General features: G+C 47.8%; 19 protein-coding genes. 2 read left to right on the forward strand and 17 right to left on the reverse strand.

Features of this window, described 5'->3' with window-relative positions; genetic code table 11:
- Window positions 1–40 precede the first annotated feature (40 nt).
- On the reverse strand, window positions 41–1372 hold the full coding sequence (locus ASG81_RS21555) for a PhoH family protein (RefSeq protein WP_056639080.1): 1332 nt from the start codon (window positions 1370–1372) through the stop codon (window positions 41–43).
- 123 nt (window positions 1373–1495) lie between these two features.
- Here ASG81_RS21555 and ASG81_RS21560 point away from each other — a divergent pair, with 123 nt between their 5' ends.
- Window positions 1496–2035 (forward strand): YhcN/YlaJ family sporulation lipoprotein, encoded by a 540-nt coding sequence (locus tag ASG81_RS21560; RefSeq protein ID WP_056639083.1) that lies wholly within the window; start codon window positions 1496–1498, stop codon window positions 2033–2035.
- A 39-nt stretch (window positions 2036–2074) separates the two neighbouring features.
- On the opposite strand, the gene ASG81_RS21565 is transcribed toward ASG81_RS21560, so the two are convergent.
- From ASG81_RS21565 to ASG81_RS21595, 7 genes are all read right to left on the reverse strand, one after another.
- Complete coding sequence (locus tag ASG81_RS21565) at window positions 2075–2314, reverse strand: hypothetical protein (protein WP_056639086.1); 240 nt, start codon at window positions 2312–2314, stop codon at window positions 2075–2077.
- A gap of 80 nt (window positions 2315–2394) precedes the next feature.
- Window positions 2395–3444 carry an LCP family protein gene (locus tag ASG81_RS21570; RefSeq protein ID WP_056639090.1) on the reverse strand — a complete coding sequence of 350 codons (1050 nt, stop codon included), beginning with the start codon at window positions 3442–3444 and terminating at the stop codon, window positions 2395–2397.
- A gap of 17 nt (window positions 3445–3461) precedes the next feature.
- Window positions 3462–3734, reverse strand: coding sequence for a hypothetical protein (locus ASG81_RS21575; RefSeq protein ID WP_056639092.1), 273 nt, complete (start codon window positions 3732–3734; stop codon window positions 3462–3464).
- Window positions 3731–4042 (reverse strand): YlaH-like family protein, encoded by a 312-nt coding sequence (locus tag ASG81_RS21580; protein ID WP_056639096.1) that lies wholly within the window; start codon window positions 4040–4042, stop codon window positions 3731–3733. The genes ASG81_RS21575 and ASG81_RS21580 overlap by 4 nt, the downstream gene beginning before the upstream one ends.
- Window positions 4043–4221: 179 nt before the next feature.
- The gene (typA, locus tag ASG81_RS21585) at window positions 4222–6063 is read right to left on the reverse strand and encodes a translational GTPase TypA (protein WP_056639098.1); all 1842 of its coding nucleotides are present in this window, start codon (window positions 6061–6063) and stop codon (window positions 4222–4224) included.
- A 40-nt stretch (window positions 6064–6103) separates the two neighbouring features.
- Window positions 6104–6586: a hypothetical protein gene (locus ASG81_RS21590; protein WP_056639101.1), complete on the reverse strand. Its 483-nt coding sequence runs from the start codon at window positions 6584–6586 to the stop codon at window positions 6104–6106.
- A gap of 167 nt (window positions 6587–6753) precedes the next feature.
- A complete protein-coding gene (locus tag ASG81_RS21595; protein WP_056639104.1) occupies window positions 6754–7416 on the reverse strand; it encodes a TerC family protein in 663 nt (220 codons plus the stop codon).
- A 138-nt stretch (window positions 7417–7554) separates the two neighbouring features.
- Here ASG81_RS21595 and ASG81_RS21600 point away from each other — a divergent pair, with 138 nt between their 5' ends.
- Window positions 7555–8247 (forward strand): TerC family protein, encoded by a 693-nt coding sequence (locus ASG81_RS21600; RefSeq protein ID WP_056639107.1) that lies wholly within the window; start codon window positions 7555–7557, stop codon window positions 8245–8247.
- Window positions 8248–8298: 51 nt separating this feature from the next.
- Here the strand turns inward: ASG81_RS21600 and thiI are convergent, their stop codons facing one another.
- The 9 genes from thiI to ASG81_RS21645 all read right to left on the reverse strand — a co-directional run bounded on the left by thiI (window position 8299) and on the right by ASG81_RS21645 (window position 17879).
- Window positions 8299–9519 (reverse strand): tRNA uracil 4-sulfurtransferase ThiI, encoded by a 1221-nt coding sequence (gene thiI / locus ASG81_RS21605; protein WP_056639110.1) that lies wholly within the window; start codon window positions 9517–9519, stop codon window positions 8299–8301.
- A 2-nt stretch (window positions 9520–9521) separates the two neighbouring features.
- Window positions 9522–10670, reverse strand: a complete 1149-nt coding sequence (locus tag ASG81_RS21610; protein ID WP_056639113.1) for a cysteine desulfurase family protein — start codon at window positions 10668–10670, stop codon at window positions 9522–9524.
- A 93-nt stretch (window positions 10671–10763) separates the two neighbouring features.
- Entirely contained in the window at window positions 10764–11438 is a 675-nt protein-coding gene (locus ASG81_RS21615; RefSeq protein WP_056639115.1) for a lytic transglycosylase domain-containing protein, read from the reverse strand.
- Between the two features lie 80 nt (window positions 11439–11518).
- Window positions 11519–12259, reverse strand: coding sequence for an HAD family hydrolase (locus ASG81_RS21620; protein ID WP_056639118.1), 741 nt, complete (start codon window positions 12257–12259; stop codon window positions 11519–11521).
- A 158-nt stretch (window positions 12260–12417) separates the two neighbouring features.
- Window positions 12418–14001 carry a DUF2339 domain-containing protein gene (locus tag ASG81_RS21625; RefSeq protein ID WP_056639121.1) on the reverse strand — a complete coding sequence of 528 codons (1584 nt, stop codon included), beginning with the start codon at window positions 13999–14001 and terminating at the stop codon, window positions 12418–12420.
- 54 nt (window positions 14002–14055) lie between these two features.
- Complete coding sequence (locus tag ASG81_RS21630) at window positions 14056–14754, reverse strand: YwaF family protein (protein WP_056639124.1); 699 nt, start codon at window positions 14752–14754, stop codon at window positions 14056–14058.
- An 85-nt stretch (window positions 14755–14839) separates the two neighbouring features.
- A complete protein-coding gene (locus tag ASG81_RS21635; protein WP_056639127.1) occupies window positions 14840–15538 on the reverse strand; it encodes a response regulator transcription factor in 699 nt (232 codons plus the stop codon).
- Window positions 15510–16931, reverse strand: coding sequence for a sensor histidine kinase (locus tag ASG81_RS21640; RefSeq protein ID WP_056639129.1), 1422 nt, complete (start codon window positions 16929–16931; stop codon window positions 15510–15512). The genes ASG81_RS21635 and ASG81_RS21640 overlap by 29 nt, the downstream gene beginning before the upstream one ends.
- 177 nt (window positions 16932–17108) lie before the next feature.
- Window positions 17109–17879: a DUF1836 domain-containing protein gene (locus tag ASG81_RS21645; protein WP_056639132.1), complete on the reverse strand. Its 771-nt coding sequence runs from the start codon at window positions 17877–17879 to the stop codon at window positions 17109–17111.
- Window positions 17880–17928 lie beyond the last annotated feature (49 nt).

Genomic DNA, 17928 nt, shown 5'->3' on the forward strand with positions numbered 1-17928 from the left:
AAATAAAATGACCCCCTCTTTGATGAGGGGGCCATCATGCTTACAGTAAATCAGCCGCGAGTTGAGCCAGCTTCGAGCGCTCGCCCTTCTCCAGCGTCATATGCCCGCTGATTCCTTCGGATTTGAAGCGTTCCACAATATGCGTCAATCCGTTGCTGATGGAATCAAGGTACGGATGGTCAATTTGCTCCGGGTCGCCCATAAGTACAATTTTGCTGCCTTCGCCGACCCGCGATACGATCGTTTTCACTTCATGCTTCGTTAGGTTTTGCGCCTCATCAATAATAATGAATTGGCCAGGAATAGACCTTCCGCGAATATAGGTTAACGCCTCAACCTGAATGCTGCCCATCCCCATCAATATTTTATCGATGTCGCCTGCCTTTTTTGTATCGAACAAATATTCTAAATTATCATAAATCGGCTGCATCCATGGGCGCAGCTTCTCTTCCTTCTCACCTGGCAAATACCCGATATCCTTGCCCATCGGAACGACCGGCCTTGCGATTAGCAGCTTCTTATACTTATGCTCATCCTCTGTTTTCAGAAGACCTGCAGCCAGTGCGATAAGCGTCTTCCCGGTACCAGCCTTGCCTGTAAGAGTCACGAGCGGGATATCGTCATTTAGGAGCAGCTCAAGCGCCATACGCTGCTGTGCATTGCGGGCCGTTATGCCCCATATCGGATCATTGCTTAAATATAGCGGCTCAAGCCTCGCTCCGTCTTGGCTCACTTTGAGCAGCGCAGACTTTGAAGTACCCATTTCGTCCCTCAAAATAACAAACTCATTCGGATTTAACCTGATGTTCAGATGCATGTTGTTTACGGTTAAAAAGCGGTAGGTGTAAAATTCATCAATGACAGCAGGATGAACATAAAGCGTCATATAGCCTGCGTAAAAGTCCGACGATACGACCACATTATCCGATAAATAATCTTGCGCTTGCAAGCCAAGCACATCAGCCTTGATACGAACAAGCACATCTTTGCTTACCAGGACGATGCTTTGCTTCTCAGGTTCATTCTCCTGCTCTATGTGGTAATTCAGCGCAACCGCTAAAATCCGATTATCATTTGACATTTCCCCAAACATTTCTTGCACGCGCATAAAGCTGCGGTGATTTAATTCCACCTTGAGCAGGCCGCCGCTTGGCAGCTCTATACCTTCGTGCAAATGTCCTTTTTCTCTCATCTTGTCGAGCAGACGCGAGATCGAGCGGGCATTACGCCCTAATTCATCAGCTAACCTTTTCTTTGAATCGATTTCCTCCAACACGACCGCGGGAATTATGACCTCATTATCGTTGAAAGCAAAAATCGCTTGCGGATCATGAAGCAGCACATTTGTATCGAGCACGAATATTTTTTTCATGAGAACCCTCCCGGCGTTGGATATTCATTAGAGGCCATACATAGCATAGCGCAGCTGCGGGTATGCTATGGCGGACAGGTAAAACTTTAAATTTTTCACGAGTAAAAAAAAGAGGTGGCAAACATGTTAAAATGGCTTACTTCAGCGATCATTGTTGCGATTGTAGCGACAGGCTGCAGCACCGTCGCACGTAATGAGACATCACCCTCTCCACGAAATAATGGCCGTGTCCAGGCTCAGCAAACCGAACCAAGAAAAAAGGAGATTAAAGACTCAGCCCAGGTTGCAGCACATCTGGAACAGCTGGCCAAAGGAATTGATGGTGTAACGAACGCGCACTGTGTCGTGTTCGGAAATACTGCAATTGTCGGCATCGATGTAGATGCCAAGATGGAGCGGTCAAGAGTCGGCACGATCAAATACTCCGTTGCCGAAGCGTTTCGTAAAGATCCTTACGGCGTAGACGCTCTTGTAACCGCAGATATTGATCTCTCCCAGAGAATTAATGAAATTGGCGCCGATATCAATCGCGGAAGACCAATAGCCGGCTTCGCAGAAGAAATGGCTGATATTATGGGAAGATTAATACCGCAGTTGCCTCGCGATATCATGCCGCAGGAGCCGGAAAAACAAGAAGCTCCAAAAATGAATAAGAAATTGTAAAGGTCCCCTGAAGACACAAAAAGCCTAGTGAGCTAATCACTAGGCTTTCTTCATGGCAGCGAAAACTTGTACATCCAAGTAGTCCGCAGCAATCATCTTATTCGGTTTGTTGTACGCAAGGGTAGTGGACAAGCACGCAGCATTGTTCACCACGTCCCCGATACCCGTAATGCTCGAGGTCATACTGTCAGATACCGCATTAAGTCTGTGCAGTAGAACGATTGGATCATGCAATTCTTCGATCGGTCGCTTGGATCTTGCGGCTTCGGCGTTGGTCATGGGCATGACCTCCTTCTGAACAGATTCAATAATGGCCTCTGTAGCATTATTATATCCATATTATTAGCGACAGTCTATGGTTATTCAGCCATTTTTGCCTTTAGCGCTGCCCGAGCCTCTTCGAGCTTCGTTTCATCCAAATAAACATACGGACTTCTCCATGTTCCTTCAAGCGGAATGAACGTAATATCATTGCGGCTTATGCCCAAATAAGTAGTCATCATATTTTTAATTTCTTTGGATGGCATATCCATGGTTAAGTTTTCTCCGACAGCCTCGATAACGGAACCTATTTTCGTAACACCGTCAAAGGTCTTCATCTTATCTGTTAGAGCGCCAATGACTTGGCTTTGCCGCTTGTTGCGGTCAAAATCGCTTGACATGTTTTTTCCATCGTTGGATTTACGGTAACGGACGAAATCCAGCGCCTTTTCACCGCTCAGCACCTGAACCCCTTTTTGGAGATCAATGTTCGTGCCATCCGCTGTATCTGTATATTTCATGCGCATGTCGACATCCACTTCTACGCCGCCTAGCGCATCAACCACATCTGCAAAGCCTTGGAAATTGATTACGGCCGAATATTTAATGTCAATATCGAATAGCTTGCTCATTACGTTACGAACCTCTTGTTTGGCATCCGCGTATGCTGCTTCTTTTTCCAAATTTTTATTATTAAGTGCATTCATATAAAAATCAGCATAGAAGCTATTTGCTTTGCGCGTTCTGTAGCCATCCACATCGATGTTTGAATCCCGCGGAATCGTAACGATCGTAGCCGATTTAGAATTTGGATTAAATACCGCTACCATCAGTACATCCGTATTCAAACCGCCTCCATGAGAACGCGAGTCAATGCCCATCAGCAGCATGGCAACCGCCTTATCCTTAACAGACTCTCCGGCTGGTATGACGACTTCGTTATCACTTGGCGCAGAGATTTGATCAACTGCTTCATCCGCTTTGAACACCAAATAGGCCAGAGCCGCAGCTGCGATGAGCAGTACCGCGAATAGCAATACAAAAATCGTTTTAAGTACCGAACGCTTTTTGCGCGGTTTTTGTTTTTTTGATTTTGCTGATTGACGCGAATCCGTTCTTGGAGGTAATTCTGTTGAACCTTTACTCATATGTTCCACCTTCAAGTTCAGTTGTATTTTGGATTAGATTCGATGTCCGCTAAGAGCTGTTCGCCCCTATCCCGGGGAAAAAGCTGCAGCTTGGAACGGCCATCCTTTTCATATTTCACGTGAATCATCGTTGCGTCGGTCTTGATGATGACAAAGCTCGATAAGCCGTGATCTTCAGTCAAAATTTGCGCAAAAAACGCAAGTGTATCGATAGCCGCTTGGTCATCTTGACGAGCATCCGCTACCAGCTTAATTTGCAGCCAGTTGAATAGGGCATCCTCGAGCTTCATTTGCCTGATTCCGCATTTTGCGGCGGATTACCGCCCGTCTTGCTGCCCTTCCATTTGTCGTACAGCTGACGGCCGCGGAGCATAAGCATCATAAGAACTGCCACCCCCATACATTGAATGATCGGCAGCTTATCTACTTGTAATATCATCAAAACGAATGAACCAAACGCAATCAAGGCATACACAAGTATTTCTTTCAACAACGGCAGCTTCTGCTGAGCTCGAAACACTTTATTGAATATGTATATCGTAAAGCCCAGTATAATCAAATAAGAAATGAGCTTATGATCGCTAAGCCATGCCTGCATGCAGCATACCCCCTTCTTCAATTGTAAACGGCTTTCGCCGCACTTTAGTTGCAAAACAACGGTATCAGTGTGAAATATAAGTGGGATTATAAGTTAAAAACTTATAATCCCACTTATATTTTAAAGAAAACGTAAGGCTTTGCATAAGCAAAACCTTACGTTTGTTTAATGATTGGCTCTTAAACGCTTGCTTGAGCGTTTTTACGGTTTTTATCCGCACGTTCGCGCTCGCTCTTGTTCAAAATTTTCTTGCGCAGACGAATCGACTTAGGTGTAATTTCACAGAACTCGTCATCATTCAAGTACTCAAGCGCTTGTTCAAGCGAGAATAGACGCGGGCTTTTCAGCGTAACGGTATCGTCTTTACCTGCTGAACGAATGTTGTTCAGCTGTTTAACTTTACAGATGTTGACGATGATATCGTTCTCGCGAGTATGTTCGCCCACGATCATGCCTTCATAGATCTCAGTACCTGGCTCCAAGAACTGAATTCCACGGTCTTCAACGCCCATCATGCCGTAGAAAGTCGATGTTCCGTTTTCACTTGCTACGAGAACGCCTTGATGACGGCCGCCAACGCCTGAACCCGCAAGCGGACCATAGCTGTCAAATGCGTTGTTCATAATGCCGTAACCGCGTGTCAACGTCAAAAATTGTGTACGGTAACCAATCAAACCACGCGCAGGAATTCTGAATTCCAAACGAACTTGACCGTTTCCGTGATTAATCATGTTAAGCATTTCGGCTTTGCGAGTTCCCAGACTTTCCATAACAGCGCCCATGCTTTCCTCAGGCGTGTCAATCAGTAAACGCTCGTAAGGCTCTTGCTTCTTACCATCAATTTCCTTGATGATAACTTCAGGCTTAGACACTTGAAGCTCAAAGCCTTCGCGACGCATGTTCTCGATTAGAATACCCAGGTGAAGCTCTCCGCGGCCAGATACGACAAATGCATCCGGGCTATCTGTTTCGTCAACGCGAAGCGCTACATCCGTCTCAAGCTCTTTGTAGAGACGCTCACGCAGCTTGCGGGATGTAACCCATTTGCCCTCACGGCCTGCAAAAGGGCTGTTGTTAACAAGGAATGTCATTTGAAGAGTAGGCTCGTCGATTTTTAGAACCGGCAAAGCTTCTGGCTTCTGCGGATCAGCGATTGTCTCCCCAATGTTGATTTCACGAATACCCGCAATCGCGATGATATCGCCCGCGCCTGCTTCCTCGATCTCAACGCGCTTCAATCCTACGAAACCGAACAGTTTCTCAATTCTTGCTTGCTTAGTGCCGCCTTCACGGGTCATTACCGCAACGGATTGGCCTTGCTTGATGATACCACGGTTAACGCGGCCGACCGCAATACGGCCAAGATACTCATTGTAATCAAGCAAAGTAACCAGGAATTGCAATGGTTGTTCTACATCCTCAGTCGGTGATGGAATGTTGCTAACGATGGTTTCATATAAAGCTTCCATGTTCTCGTCTTGTTTCTCAGGATCAAGACTGGAAGTACCCATTAACGCAGATGCATAAACAACTGGGAACTCAAGCTGCTCATCATTAGCGCCCAGCTCGATAAATAGATCAAGAACCTCATCTACAACCTCTTGAGGCCGAGCGTTCGGACGGTCAATCTTGTTCACGACAACGATAGGCGTCTGGTTTGATTCAAGAGCCTTACGCAAAACGAACTTCGTTTGCGGCATGCAGCCCTCGAATGCGTCAACGACCAGCAGAACGCCGTCTACCATCTTCATAATACGCTCAACTTCTCCTCCGAAGTCAGCATGTCCAGGTGTATCCACAATGTTAATCAAATAGTCTTTGTAGTTAATTGCTGTGTTCTTAGCCAAAATCGTAATACCGCGTTCACGCTCTAGGTCGTTAGAGTCCATCGCGCGTTCCTGTACTGCTTCATGATCACGAAACGTACCTGATTGTTGAAGCAGCTTGTCAACCAATGTTGTTTTACCATGGTCAACGTGGGCAATAATGGCGATATTCCGTAAATTCTCTCTTGCTTGCATAACTAGTAATCCACTCCAATTTTTTTTTATTTAAAACTTTTTACCAACGTCTGCGTTTGCCCAGCATCATCCAACCGCCTGCTGCAATAAATGCAACGGCAATCGCATAAATCCCCCAGCTCCACAACAGCACTAAAATGACGAACACGGCCGATGCGGCGGCAAGCGCAATCGATGCCGTTAGTACAACACGCGTTCTGGATGAACCGAACAAATAATATTCGTAAAGGCCGGCTGCTATGCCAAAAATAAACAACGGCCACAAATATTTCAAGCTATCCCATCCAAATAGATTGCAAACCACAAACAGCAGGGCATATACCACGAGCATTCCGCCTGGGACAAGCACGACTGCCGGTACTAATCTGCCGAAGTAAAGAACATGCAGAAGTACTCCGGGAATTAAGACGAGCAGCGGCCAGAAGATTGCGCCCAAAAAGCTGAAAACACCTAACTTGCCCAACAAGATAACGACCCCGGCTAACAGCAAAATAATTCCAGCGGAATATTTGTTATTAGGCATTCGCGTTCCGCTCCTTACAACGCCAATCGCATATGTTGACGAAAAGCGTCAGTTTTTATCTATATTAGTTTAAAGGAACTGAGGCAAAAATACCAGTACGTAGCGGGGGTCTGAACAAAAAAAAACCGTTCCGCCATATTTTGCGTGAACGGGGCATGTAATAAACCTCATAAGACAGGCTTCTTTTTGACAACTGCAAGTGCAATAACGAGCGGTACGCAAAGCAGTGGAATCGCTTCGCCAAGCGTCTTGGAGCCGTGAAATAACAGCTTATCGAGGCCGGGATCATGCATGAGCATTTCCCCTGCCGCATACGCAAGCAAAGCGGCGCCTATATAAGAAAGAGCAGGAAATTTTTGCAGCAGGGAGCCCAGCATCTGGCTTCCCCAGATAATCATAGGTATGCTTAGTGCAATTCCGAGCAAAATAAGGACAGGATCGCCGTCTGCGACGGCGGCTATAGCCAGTACATTGTCCAGACTCATAATAAAATCGGCAACCACGATCGTCCAGATCGCTTGACCGATCGTTCCCGCTTTTTTTACTTTATGCGCTTCCTGCTGCCCGCCCGCATCAGCTAACAGCTTCACCGCGATATAGAACAATAGTAGAGCTCCGATCGCTTGCAAATAAGGCACCTGCAGCAGCTTTATAGCAACTAGTGTTAAAATGCACCTAAGCCCTACAGCAGCCAGCGCGCCCCACCATACTGCGCGTTTGCGCTGCTCCGGCGGAAGCTGCCCGCTAGCCATGGCAATCACAATGGCATTGTCTCCGCTAAGCAATACATTAATTAGAATGATTTCGATAAATATAATAACGCTGTCCAAGACACATACCCCCTCTACTCAGCTGTATGAACAAGCTGTAGGGAATATGTCCAAAAAAAAATGAATCCTTCTTCACTCTCGTTCGTATTTATTGTAGACTTCAAGAAGTGCTTATCTAGGAAAGGAGGGAAATTACTTATGGATCTATTCTCAGTCGAGTTTTTCTCCGCTTTGCTGACCATTGTTTTCATCGACCTTATACTGGCCGGGGACAATGCCATTGTTATAGCGTTAGCATCTCGAAATTTGCCAAAGGACCAGCAACAGAAAGCGGTCATTTGGGGAACAGCCGGAGCAGTCGGCATTAGGATTATCGCCACCCTGCTCGTCGTTCAGCTGCTGAATGTGCCTTGGCTTAATCTTGTCGGAGGCCTGCTCTTAGTATGGATCGCTTACAAGCTGCTCGTACAGGAAGAAGCGCATGACAACATTAAATCGGGCAATACGCTATGGCAATCGATTCGTACGATTATCATTGCCGATGCAGCGATGGGACTCGATAACGTCATCGCGGTTGCGGGTGCGGCACATAATAATAAGCTGCTCGTCATTCTCGGACTTCTGATCAGCGTACCTATTGTTGTATGGGGCAGCACCCTATTCATCAAGCTTATTAATCGCTATGGATGGATCATTTATGTCGGTTCAGCGGTTCTCGCATACACCGCCGCCAAGATGATTACGCACGAAAAATCTTTCCACGAATTTTTCGACAATCAGGTAATCTACTGGTCGTTCGTGCTACTGGCGGTTGTCATTACGATCGCAGCCGGATTGGTTACCAATATGCGCAAAAATGCTACACAACAAAAAAGCAGTGAATCCCACTAAAGGGATTCCTGCTTTTTTTGTTGGTTTTTCAGCTCTTCAACAACATTTAAATCAGAACCAGCTATCCTCGCCTGCCGTTTGCATGGCCGTTTCAGCCTCTGGCGTAATCAAAAGCTGCTCGGTCCCTTCGACTGCTGCTGTAAGCAGCTGTTTATAATTCGGGATGAGCGACTCGATCTTCTCGGCGATTCTGAGATTGGGATTCGTGCTTGGCGATTTTGGCAAAAATAACGTACAGCAATCCTCGTATGGCAAAATCGACGTTTCATACGTTCCGATTCTTTCGGCCATACGAATGATTTCATGCTTGTCCATCATAATTAACGGCTTAAGCTGCGGAAGCACCGTCGCGCGTCCGATCACATTCATGCTGGGCAGCGTCTGGCTCGCTACCTGACCCAAACTTTCCCCCGTGACGATTCCAAATGCCCCGTTTCGCTCCGCGAGCTGCTCTGTTATTCGCAGCATGGCCCTTCTCATTAACGTAATTATCAGATTATCGCTCTTTGCTTGAACCAGGGTCGTCTGAATTTCAGTGAAAGGCACAAGATGCAGCTTGATCGGCTCTCCGCTGAAATAAGACAACCGTTTAGCAAGCTCGATTACTTTATCCTTCGCCTGCTCGCTTGTGAAAGGATAGCTGTGAAAATGCACCGCCTCTATCTCAAGCCCTTTTCGTAAAGCCAGCCAGCCTGCTACGGGGCTGTCTATACCGCCAGAGAGCAGCAGCATGGCTTTGCCGTTTGACGCGAAAGGAAAGCCGCCAGCGCCGGGTATAACGTCATAGTATACGTAAGCCGCTTCTTCTTGGATATCCACGCGCAATTCAATATCGGGCTTGCCCACATTTACTTTGAGCTCCGGCATTGCGCGCAGCACATGCCCGCCCACCAAATGATTCATTTCCTGCGAATTGTGAGGAAATTTCTTCCAAGCGCGCTTGGCGCTTACTTTAAACGTCGCCGGCTGCTTAGGCAATGCTTGCATAATAGCTAACGCCGCTGCTCTTATTTTCTCAAGCTCATGCTCCGTGCTCATAACGGGACTTAAAGAGACGATGCCGAACAAATCCTTCAATCGGTCCGCAACCGGCTCATAGGGATGACCGTTCAGCTTTACATATAAACGTCCAAAGGATTTGAAATAAGCAATATTCTCATATGAGATCAAAGCTTGCTTCACTTGCTCGAGCATTCGCTTCTCGAATTTATTCCGGTTTCTTCCCTTAACCATTAAATCTCCGTACCTCAGTATAATTTGATCATAAAGCAAGTTTAAGTCAATCTCCTCTCAAGCGGCTTCAATTGCTCAACAACATGACTCAGAGCAGCGCCTAAAGCGACAATATCCCGTTCCTCGTGTTCATCGCCGAAGCTGATTCGAACCCCGCCGGCTGCCTGTTCATGGCTAACGCCAATCGCAAGCAGCACGCGGCTTGGCTTGTCTTCCTTCGAGGAACAGGCGGATTTGGTTGAAGCCATTATACCACGCTGCTCCAGCATATGAATGATAACCTCCGGCTTCATGCCCGGGTAAGAGAAATGAATGATATGAGCGGCAGACGGATCCGCTCCGTTTAGCCTAAGCTCCGGTATGCCGCTAATGAGCTGAATAAGCTTCTGCTTAAGCGGCCTCATTCGCCGCTCGCGCTGCTCCAATGACTCAAGCGACATGCGTAGCGCCTTCACGGAGGCGACGATGCCCGGCACATTTTGCGTGCCAGCGCGATTTCCGTACTCCTGTGAGCCGCCTGTAAACAACGGGTAAAGCGTAACACCTTCGCGGACGTACAAGAAGCCTACGCCTTTGGGACCCCGAAGTTTATGTGCAGACCCGCTTAGCAAATCGATGCCCCATTCCTCTATGCAAACCGGCAGCTTTCCGATGCTTTGGACGGCATCGACATGGAACATCGCCTTCGGATACCGCTTGAGCAATCTTCCGATCTGCTCGATTGGCTGTATCGACCCTATTTCATTGTTGATATGCATGACGCTGACAAGAATAGTCTGGTCGGTCAGAGCCTCTTCCAATTGCTCAATGCGTACATGTCCAGACTCGCTGACCGGTAAATAAGTTACTCGAAAACCTTCTTGCTCCAGCTGAGCGAACGTTTCATACACCGAAGCATGCTCGATCTGCGTCGTAATCAGATGCTTGCCCCGTCCCGCATATTGGCGTGCAACACCCTTTATCGCTAAATTGTTGGATTCCGTTCCGCCGGATGTAAATACCCATTTGCCGTTCGTCGTTTGCAGCTGATCAGCCAGAAGGGCGCGCGAGCGTTCAATTAATTTATCCGCATCGGTACCGGCGCGGTGCAGGGACGAAGGATTCGCGTATTGCGATTTCATTACCTCCATCATCGTTTTTACGACTTCTTCATAAGGCGGCGTTGAGGCACAGTGGTCAAAATATAACATCGAGGTTCTGTCTCCTTTCCAAAAAAGAAAAAGATCAGCGATTGCTCCTGCTTAAGAGGCAGAAAGCCGAATCGTGATCTTATTACTGCCGTTCTACTTAGCTTGAAGCACCTTTGCGACATATCGCTGCGTCTCTTCCGGCAGCGCTTCAAGATTTTCTATCAGCTGTTCGTTCGTTCTTATGCCAGTCCGGTCGACACGTCCTGGGCCGGCATTGTAAGCTGCTAAGGCAACCTGCTCATTCCCGTTATATTTCTTCAGCAAAAGCGATAAATATTTGGTTCCGCCTTCAATATTTTGCGCAGGATCAAATGAATTCGTGACGCCTAGCCCTCTTGCCGTACCATCCATTAGCTGCATTAACCCCTTTGCGCCTGCGCCGGATTGCGCATCCGCGCGGAAGCCGGATTCGGTTTTGATAACCGCTTGAATTAAGGCTGGGTCTACGCCATATTTGGCGGCAGCTTGCTGAATAAGCTCGTCATATTCGCTTGGTGAGCTGTTTGCCTCAGCTTGGCTGCTGTAGGAAATATTATTCAAACTGCTCAGCGAGGATAGCTGAGCAAGCGCATCTGCCGCCAGAATTGGAGCGGCGGAGCCATTCTCCGAAGAGCTGTCAGACATATATTGTGATAAAAGAGTATCAAATAAGGAAGCAGAGCCATCGCCGGCGGTTGCAAGCAATGGGTTTGATGCGGCTTGCATATCCAAACTTGGAGCGAGCTGCAGCTGCAGCAATGTCTTAATAATCCGAGGGTCAATACTCATGATTTCCTCCCAGCTTTGCGGTTATAAGCACATAGGTATCATTTCTACTTTAATTATATCGGTTATTATTGTACATGTTTTTAGAGCAAACAGCCAGTTTCCCTTTCATTGAGCTTTCGAAGCAGCGGCATAACCTCTTCGATTGACCCGCATTCCAAGTATTTCACAAACCCGTCCTTCTTATTAGGCTGCTGCTGTCTTGTATTTAGCCAAATAGGCGTCCAGCCTGCTTGAAAGGAAGGCGCGATATCGTTATGCCATGCGTCACCCACATAAACCAGCTGTTCTGGCCGTAAAGCTACATTTTTTCGGACAAAATGGAACACATCTGGATCGGGCTTCGCAATGCCGATACCGTCGGAAATGTATGCGTTTGGCTCGGCTACCCATTTTAACAGCTCCAAAGCGATAATTTTTTTCATTTGATGCTCAACCGGACCATTCGTAATTAAGCCAATGCCGATTCCGCTTGCCTGCAGCTGCTCGAACAGCTCCTGAACGCCTTCCCTGAGCGTAAGACGTGATTGCTCCAGCTCGTAATTCCACTGCAGCAGCGCCGCCGCCTCAGCCGATACCTCTATGCCGATATCGGAGAAAGCCGACGTAGTCCGCTTGATGCGAAGCTCCTCCAGCGTCATTTCCCCATTCACATGCTTCACCCACAAAAGATCACTATGCCGTCTAATGCTTTTGTACAAATCTTCTATATGTAAGCTCCCGATTGCATGTCCAATCAGGCCGGTGTTCTCCACCGCCAACCGGAACGGCTGAAGCTGGTCGTATAACGTATCGTCCAAATCGAAATATACTGCTTTTATCATATGCCCTCCCCTATCTCCGCTCATTGCAGCCTGTCTATAAAACCACCTCTATTATAGGGGCTGAAGCATGAGTATACCAGCGGATAACAAAAAAAGACCGCACCCTTCTTGGCACGGTCGGTCATCGTTTCATTCCGCATGCATTTCATACTGCCCGCTCAAATACTTTCGCGCGCCCCTTCATCATTAACACGCCATTTGCCGTTAATCCATGTAATAAAAAATGAGATCGCTCCGAGCGTCAGCAGAACTCCCACTTTGTAAAGCGCCTCTTGTCCGCTCAAATCCATAAAGATCGCTTTAAACGCGACGAGTACCAGAACGACGGAGCCAAACCAGCGGAATAAAAGCTCTCGGTAATAAGCTCCCCACAAAATAAGCAGCAGCGCATAGCAGCCCCATGAGACCGATAGGGCAAGCTGCATGTAGACGGACGACGATTCAGTAAAATACTCGGTAAATATATTTTCAATTTGCCTTGTAAGCAACCCCCCGACGATGAGGTGAGCTAACAGCGCGTATACCCTTGCAAGAATCCGGTTTGCTTTCTCTGTTATTTGAGGAAAGACCAGCTGTCTTGAAAAATAGAAGCCAAGTGCGGCAAGCAGCACCCAAGCAATTGATCCCCAGTTTAAGAATGGGATATACATCCCGAACCATTCGCCCCGCGGCGTATCCCAAGTGACCGCATACCAATAGGAGCCGACCGCAAACCAAATGACAAGGGAGCACAGGTTAAGCAGAGGCAAACGTTTCATTCGGCCAACAGCAGCTGCAGCAGCAGCAATGCAGCCCCATAGCAGCACGCTAATCAGAGGCTTTGACTCATACCCGCCGCCAATACTGCTGACGGCCACGAGAATCAGCAGCAAGCCTCCAAGAAAAAAGCTTGCGGAGGAAGCCGTTATTTTGACCGTCAACTGATAGATGACATAGCTGGCTAACAGGTAGACGATGCCGATAAAAGCAAGAATGTACCCGTAATCCAACTCCCCGTTCAAAATAAGGAGCGCCCAAAATCCGAACAGGATGCCGTTCGTCGCATTTAAATACAAATCGATGCCGTCGAAACAAAGCTTATTGCGCCAGGAGGAAGCCAGCAAGCCGATCGTATAAAAGAGGAATGCGGAGAGCGCGTACCGGAACGGCATGCTCCAAAAGCCCTCAGTCGATGGATTGTAGTGTATAAAGTATACGATGTAAAGCAGCCACGAGCCTAGAAAGCTTACGATCCGCAGCTCATGCCAGCCGCGGGCAATGCTCAGAAACAAAAAGGCGACATTTATTACGAGCAAATAAAGAAACAAAGCGAATACTTGATCCGTTTCCGGACGCATCAGCAGCGGAGACAACAGCCCTCCCGCCATGGCTATATTCATAAGCAGCCTGGACTGGAACTTGTAAGCATATGCCGATATGCCAATCGTAATCGCGCTCATTCCGAGCAGAATCGTCATCGGCTCCCACAGCCGGTAATAAATGCCGGCAAAAGAAAAGGTCGCATATAAAATGCAAGCACCCATACCGATCATGATCTCGCCAATCGGATTACGCGGAATACGTCTTGCGAGCTTTAAGCCCGCAATGCTTATGCCTGCTCCGCTCAAAAGTCCAAACCCGATCTTCATCGGCTCCGTAATCCAGCCCAGATCCAACGAATATTTGAACAAAGTGATAAATGCAGCAAGGACGAACAGGACTCCGAGCATTGAAGTCCAATGCCTGTTAATTAGTTCTTTCATCTGTATAACCCCCAATTGTATAGTCAGAACCCGCCGTCTTTAAGGCTGGCTCCATTACTTGCTTTCGCCTTGAAACCAATAATCGAGCAGCCGTAAGGATGCATATAGCAGCATGAATATGGCAAAAGCAATGACTTCAAGCTGCAGCAAATACCACGGCCATGGAGCCAGCAAATCGAGCAGGGATGCCGTTCCGGGCTTTCTCGCCAAAAACATAAAATTGGTCGTTCCCGAGACGATGTTGACAACCGCAGCAGGAATGGCGAGCGCATGCAGCCAAACGACAGCCAGCAGCACCGACCTAAAGGAAGGACGGTATCGCTCTACCGCCGTAATAAACAAAGCGGCACTGATGATTCCGATATGCGCGATAAAAAAATGGAAAAAGCGGAAATGCGGGAACGTTTCGTCTAAATTGGGTGTCAAGATCGCTTGAAGCGCTCCCATACTCCCGAGAAAGAATACGGCATCGTAAAGTTTTTTTCTATCCGTAACTAGCAGCAGCGCACTAACTAAGAGCATCAGGCTGCACAGTTGAAACGGCATTGAGCCGATCCCCCAGTTATGCTCAAGGATGTAGGATAACTGAAGGGAGATTTCGCAGGTTATCAACAGGAGCGCAAGCCCGTATCGCACTATCCAGTTCAGCTTTGGCTGCCTCATTTGCTTCCGGAAGACGATAATAACGACAACGGCGATGACGGAAGCGGCCAATCCCGCTGCATGTGCGGCCGAGAACATCTCAAATGACATGTTGAAAGCCTCTCCTTTCCCTGTTTGCAGGCGCACTTCTTATTTCTATTCTGTAAAAAATGGCATAAAAAAAATAGTACCAACTTTATGTGGTACTATCCTCGTCATTTTTTTTTTGAAATAATCCCATTTCTTTGGCTTTATTAGCCGCCTCGCGTGAACCGGTCAGATTCAGCTTCTTTAATATATGATTGACATGGTTTTTAACCGTCCGGATCGATACGACCAGCTTGTCGGCAATTTGCGGCTGCGTATAGCCCTGATCTATCAAATCCAGCAGCTGCAGCTCCGATGGCGTAATAAGATCGTTCAGCTTCTTCGCTTCAAACTCACGCTCAAGCTGCTTCAGCCTGCGGAATTCCTCGCGCATCCGCTCCGCCACAACCGCGTTTATCGGTGATTGACTCCTCGAGGCTGATCTGACCGCATCCGGCAAGCTTTCAAAATCCGATTTAATTTGATAATCGATGGCTCCTGCCTGAAAGGAGCGGAAAATAAGCTCCTTCTCCTCCATCGAGGTCAGCATGATCACTCGCGCTCCTGTAGATACGGCGGTTTCCTCCGCGAGCAAAACGCCTTCCGGCCTGCCTTCGAGCATAATGTCCATCAGCACGACATCGGCAGGCATAGTTTGCTGCTTGCCTTCCAGCAACGCTTGCCTCACATCTTCGGCTCTGCTTGCTGTCCATACAACATTAATATCCGGCTCCTTATTTAAATACGCCACAAGACCGCGAAGCCAATCAGGATCATCCTCAATGATCCATACCCGAATGCTGTCCATGCACTTCTCTCCTCTGCGTATGATCTTCTGTTTTCTTTGCTTGAACACTGCGCTTCGGAAACGACATAAAGATAGACGTTCCTACACCCGGCTTGCTGCGCAGATCCAACATCCCTTTATGCTTACGCATCACATGATACGCGTATGGCAAGCCAAGGCCAAAATTCGTGTCGCTGCCGTTTTTCGTCGTATAGAAGGGCTCAAGCACCCTCGTCATCTCGCTTTTATTCATTCCGGGACCTGTATCCCGCACCTCAATAACAAGCTCGCGCTTCGTCTCGCTTAATTGGATATACAATTCGCCATAGCCAATCATCGCCTCCAAAGCATTGGCAACAATATTGCCCAAGGCTTCGCCCACTTGAGCCGGATCGATACGACAGCTCCAGCCCCCGCTAAGCGTGGTATGAAGCTTAATATTATCAAGGGAAGGCTCATACCCCTTCACCGTCTGCTCGATTAGCGCTGCCAAATCGGTCACTTCAACACGCAGCACCAAATCCTCCGTTCGCCGATGAACCCGTTGAAGCATCTCTTGCATATGGCGAGAAGCGCCCAGTACCGTCTCAACATCTGCCAGCAGCTCTTGCTGACCGGTTGCGATCGCGTACGCTTTCATCTTTTCCGAGAACAGCCGCATTTTTCCGGCATCGTTCTTGATCGCATGATTGAGAATGGCAGTGCCTGAGGTGACTGCTCTAAGCGTGGAATCATACCTCCGCCGATCAATGTTGACGCGTACGCCCATGAAGCCGTAAGTAAACAGAGCGACGACAAATACGGTTACACCTAATCCGACGATCCACGTATTATAGACCCACATGCGCAGCATGCCGAAGCTGGGCAGCACGTAATTCATAACCATGCTGAACATGACCGGCGGCAGCACCGCCGAGCAAACGATCCAATGCGTGCGCGAAAAAGACGCATGCAGCTGGCGCTTGAGCAGAACCTGCACTGCGCCGTATAAAATATAAGGCACCGCCCACCATACCACGATTTTGAAGGAGATCGGATATTCTTCCGTGTAGAAAGGCGTAAATACGATGCACAAAATAATCGGGATAAGCAGCAGAAACGGCAAAAGCTGCTGCAATCTCACAGGCAGTCGCACGGGCCGGTAAGCGATAGCAAACAGCGTGAAGGAAAATGGTAAACCATAATAAGAAACGAGCGAGGAGACCGCTTGCAAGCGGTAAAGCAGCTGCTGCGCCACTTCATTCATTCCCGCTTCCGCTGCCGCAGGAAGCCATTGCAGGTCAAGCACGGCAGCAAGCGCGCCCGCTCCACCGCTGAACGCCACGGCGCCTAACCAATGATTAGCGGATGACCGCCGATCGGAGAGCCATATAATAGCCGCAACAGCCCATAACGCAATAAGAACGAATAACATAGCGCAGCTCCTTCACAACAACGTCGATAGATTCATTGAACCACTTCCATTTGCATCACGTCAACAGATGGATGGGCGACCGGTAAGCGGCAATAAAAAACCGTTCAGCGATGGGCCGAACGGTCTTACACAGTCTATATAGCTCTATATTTTTCCGGCGGTCTGGCAGCCATGCCATTATTCCGGGATAAGAAACAAAGTCGCATTACAATAACGTCGCGATAACGAATGAAAATAGGACGTTTGTATCGAAATGACCGCAACGAGCAAAATATTTCGAACCGCTTCCCATTGCTTCTCCGTTAAATTCGGCAATCTGCTTGCAAATTGATTCGCTGATGTACGAATAACATGCTCAGTCAACAAATCCTGATGCGGATACTCCTTCAAATGTCCGGAAATATCGAGCAGCTGATCGTTATTTGCGTCCAGCTCCTCAAACATACTGGTGTAGGATGCATATAATTCTATAGGTCCGACTAAATCATCCGTTTCATCCTCCGGCTTCTTAAATACAATTTCGAAAAGCTTCCGTATCGATTCAAAATCAAGATTTGACTTTAAATCATCAATGATGAACAATAACGCAGCTTGGTTCAGAGAATATTTTTTTCCGGCTTTCGGACAGTCGAAATAAGGTTTAAAATCTCGCTTTACCCAATTTTGCATGGAGGTAATCGACAGATTCGAATATTCGATCAGCTGGCCGAGCGCAGCGACTTCATGAAGCGAGAAGCCTTTAAGCTCATTGCCTTTTATCAGCTTCTCAATGATTGGAGGCAGCAGAGTAGATAGAAATGCGGGCAGCCCCTTTCCCTTCTCCAATTCGTATTGATGCGTCTTTGTCCATGCGGCTTGCAGCACCTGAAGAGGCTTCAGATTATGCTGTCCGTCTAAGGCGAGCAGCAAGCAAGCCATCTCTTTTCGAGTAAGCGTAAAGGATTCCATATCGCTTCCTCCTCCGCTTTCGTCTAACTTTTTTTATTTCAAGTTCATA

Source organism: Paenibacillus sp. Soil522 (assembly GCF_001428245.1).
Taxonomy (GTDB): Bacteria; Bacillota; Bacilli; order Paenibacillales; family Paenibacillaceae; genus Pristimantibacillus.

Excerpts from the sequence above, each read along its gene's own strand:
- ASG81_RS21555 (WP_056639080.1), bottom strand. The coding sequence starts at position 1,372 with ATGAAAAAAATATTCGTGCTCGATACAAATGTGCTGCTTCATGATCCG.
- ASG81_RS21560 (WP_056639083.1), top strand. The coding sequence starts at position 1,496 with ATGTTAAAATGGCTTACTTCAGCGATCATTGTTGCGATTGTAGCGACA.
- ASG81_RS21565 (WP_056639086.1), bottom strand. The coding sequence starts at position 2,314 with ATGACCAACGCCGAAGCCGCAAGATCCAAGCGACCGATCGAAGAATTG.
- ASG81_RS21570 (WP_056639090.1), bottom strand. The coding sequence starts at position 3,444 with ATGAGTAAAGGTTCAACAGAATTACCTCCAAGAACGGATTCGCGTCAA.
- ASG81_RS21575 (WP_056639092.1), bottom strand. The coding sequence starts at position 3,734 with ATGAAGCTCGAGGATGCCCTATTCAACTGGCTGCAAATTAAGCTGGTA.
- ASG81_RS21580 (WP_056639096.1), bottom strand. The coding sequence starts at position 4,042 with ATGCAGGCATGGCTTAGCGATCATAAGCTCATTTCTTATTTGATTATA.
- typA (WP_056639098.1), bottom strand. The coding sequence starts at position 6,063 with ATGCAAGCAAGAGAGAATTTACGGAATATCGCCATTATTGCCCACGTT.
- ASG81_RS21590 (WP_056639101.1), bottom strand. The coding sequence starts at position 6,586 with ATGCCTAATAACAAATATTCCGCTGGAATTATTTTGCTGTTAGCCGGG.
- ASG81_RS21600 (WP_056639107.1), top strand. The coding sequence starts at position 7,555 with ATGGATCTATTCTCAGTCGAGTTTTTCTCCGCTTTGCTGACCATTGTT.
- ASG81_RS21610 (WP_056639113.1), bottom strand. The coding sequence starts at position 10,670 with ATGTTATATTTTGACCACTGTGCCTCAACGCCGCCTTATGAAGAAGTC.
- ASG81_RS21615 (WP_056639115.1), bottom strand. The coding sequence starts at position 11,438 with ATGAGTATTGACCCTCGGATTATTAAGACATTGCTGCAGCTGCAGCTC.
- ASG81_RS21620 (WP_056639118.1), bottom strand. The coding sequence starts at position 12,259 with ATGATAAAAGCAGTATATTTCGATTTGGACGATACGTTATACGACCAG.
- ASG81_RS21625 (WP_056639121.1), bottom strand. The coding sequence starts at position 14,001 with ATGAAAGAACTAATTAACAGGCATTGGACTTCAATGCTCGGAGTCCTG.
- ASG81_RS21630 (WP_056639124.1), bottom strand. The coding sequence starts at position 14,754 with ATGTCATTTGAGATGTTCTCGGCCGCACATGCAGCGGGATTGGCCGCT.
- ASG81_RS21635 (WP_056639127.1), bottom strand. The coding sequence starts at position 15,538 with ATGGACAGCATTCGGGTATGGATCATTGAGGATGATCCTGATTGGCTT.
- ASG81_RS21640 (WP_056639129.1), bottom strand. The coding sequence starts at position 16,931 with ATGTTATTCGTTCTTATTGCGTTATGGGCTGTTGCGGCTATTATATGG.
- ASG81_RS21645 (WP_056639132.1), bottom strand. The coding sequence starts at position 17,879 with ATGGAATCCTTTACGCTTACTCGAAAAGAGATGGCTTGCTTGCTGCTC.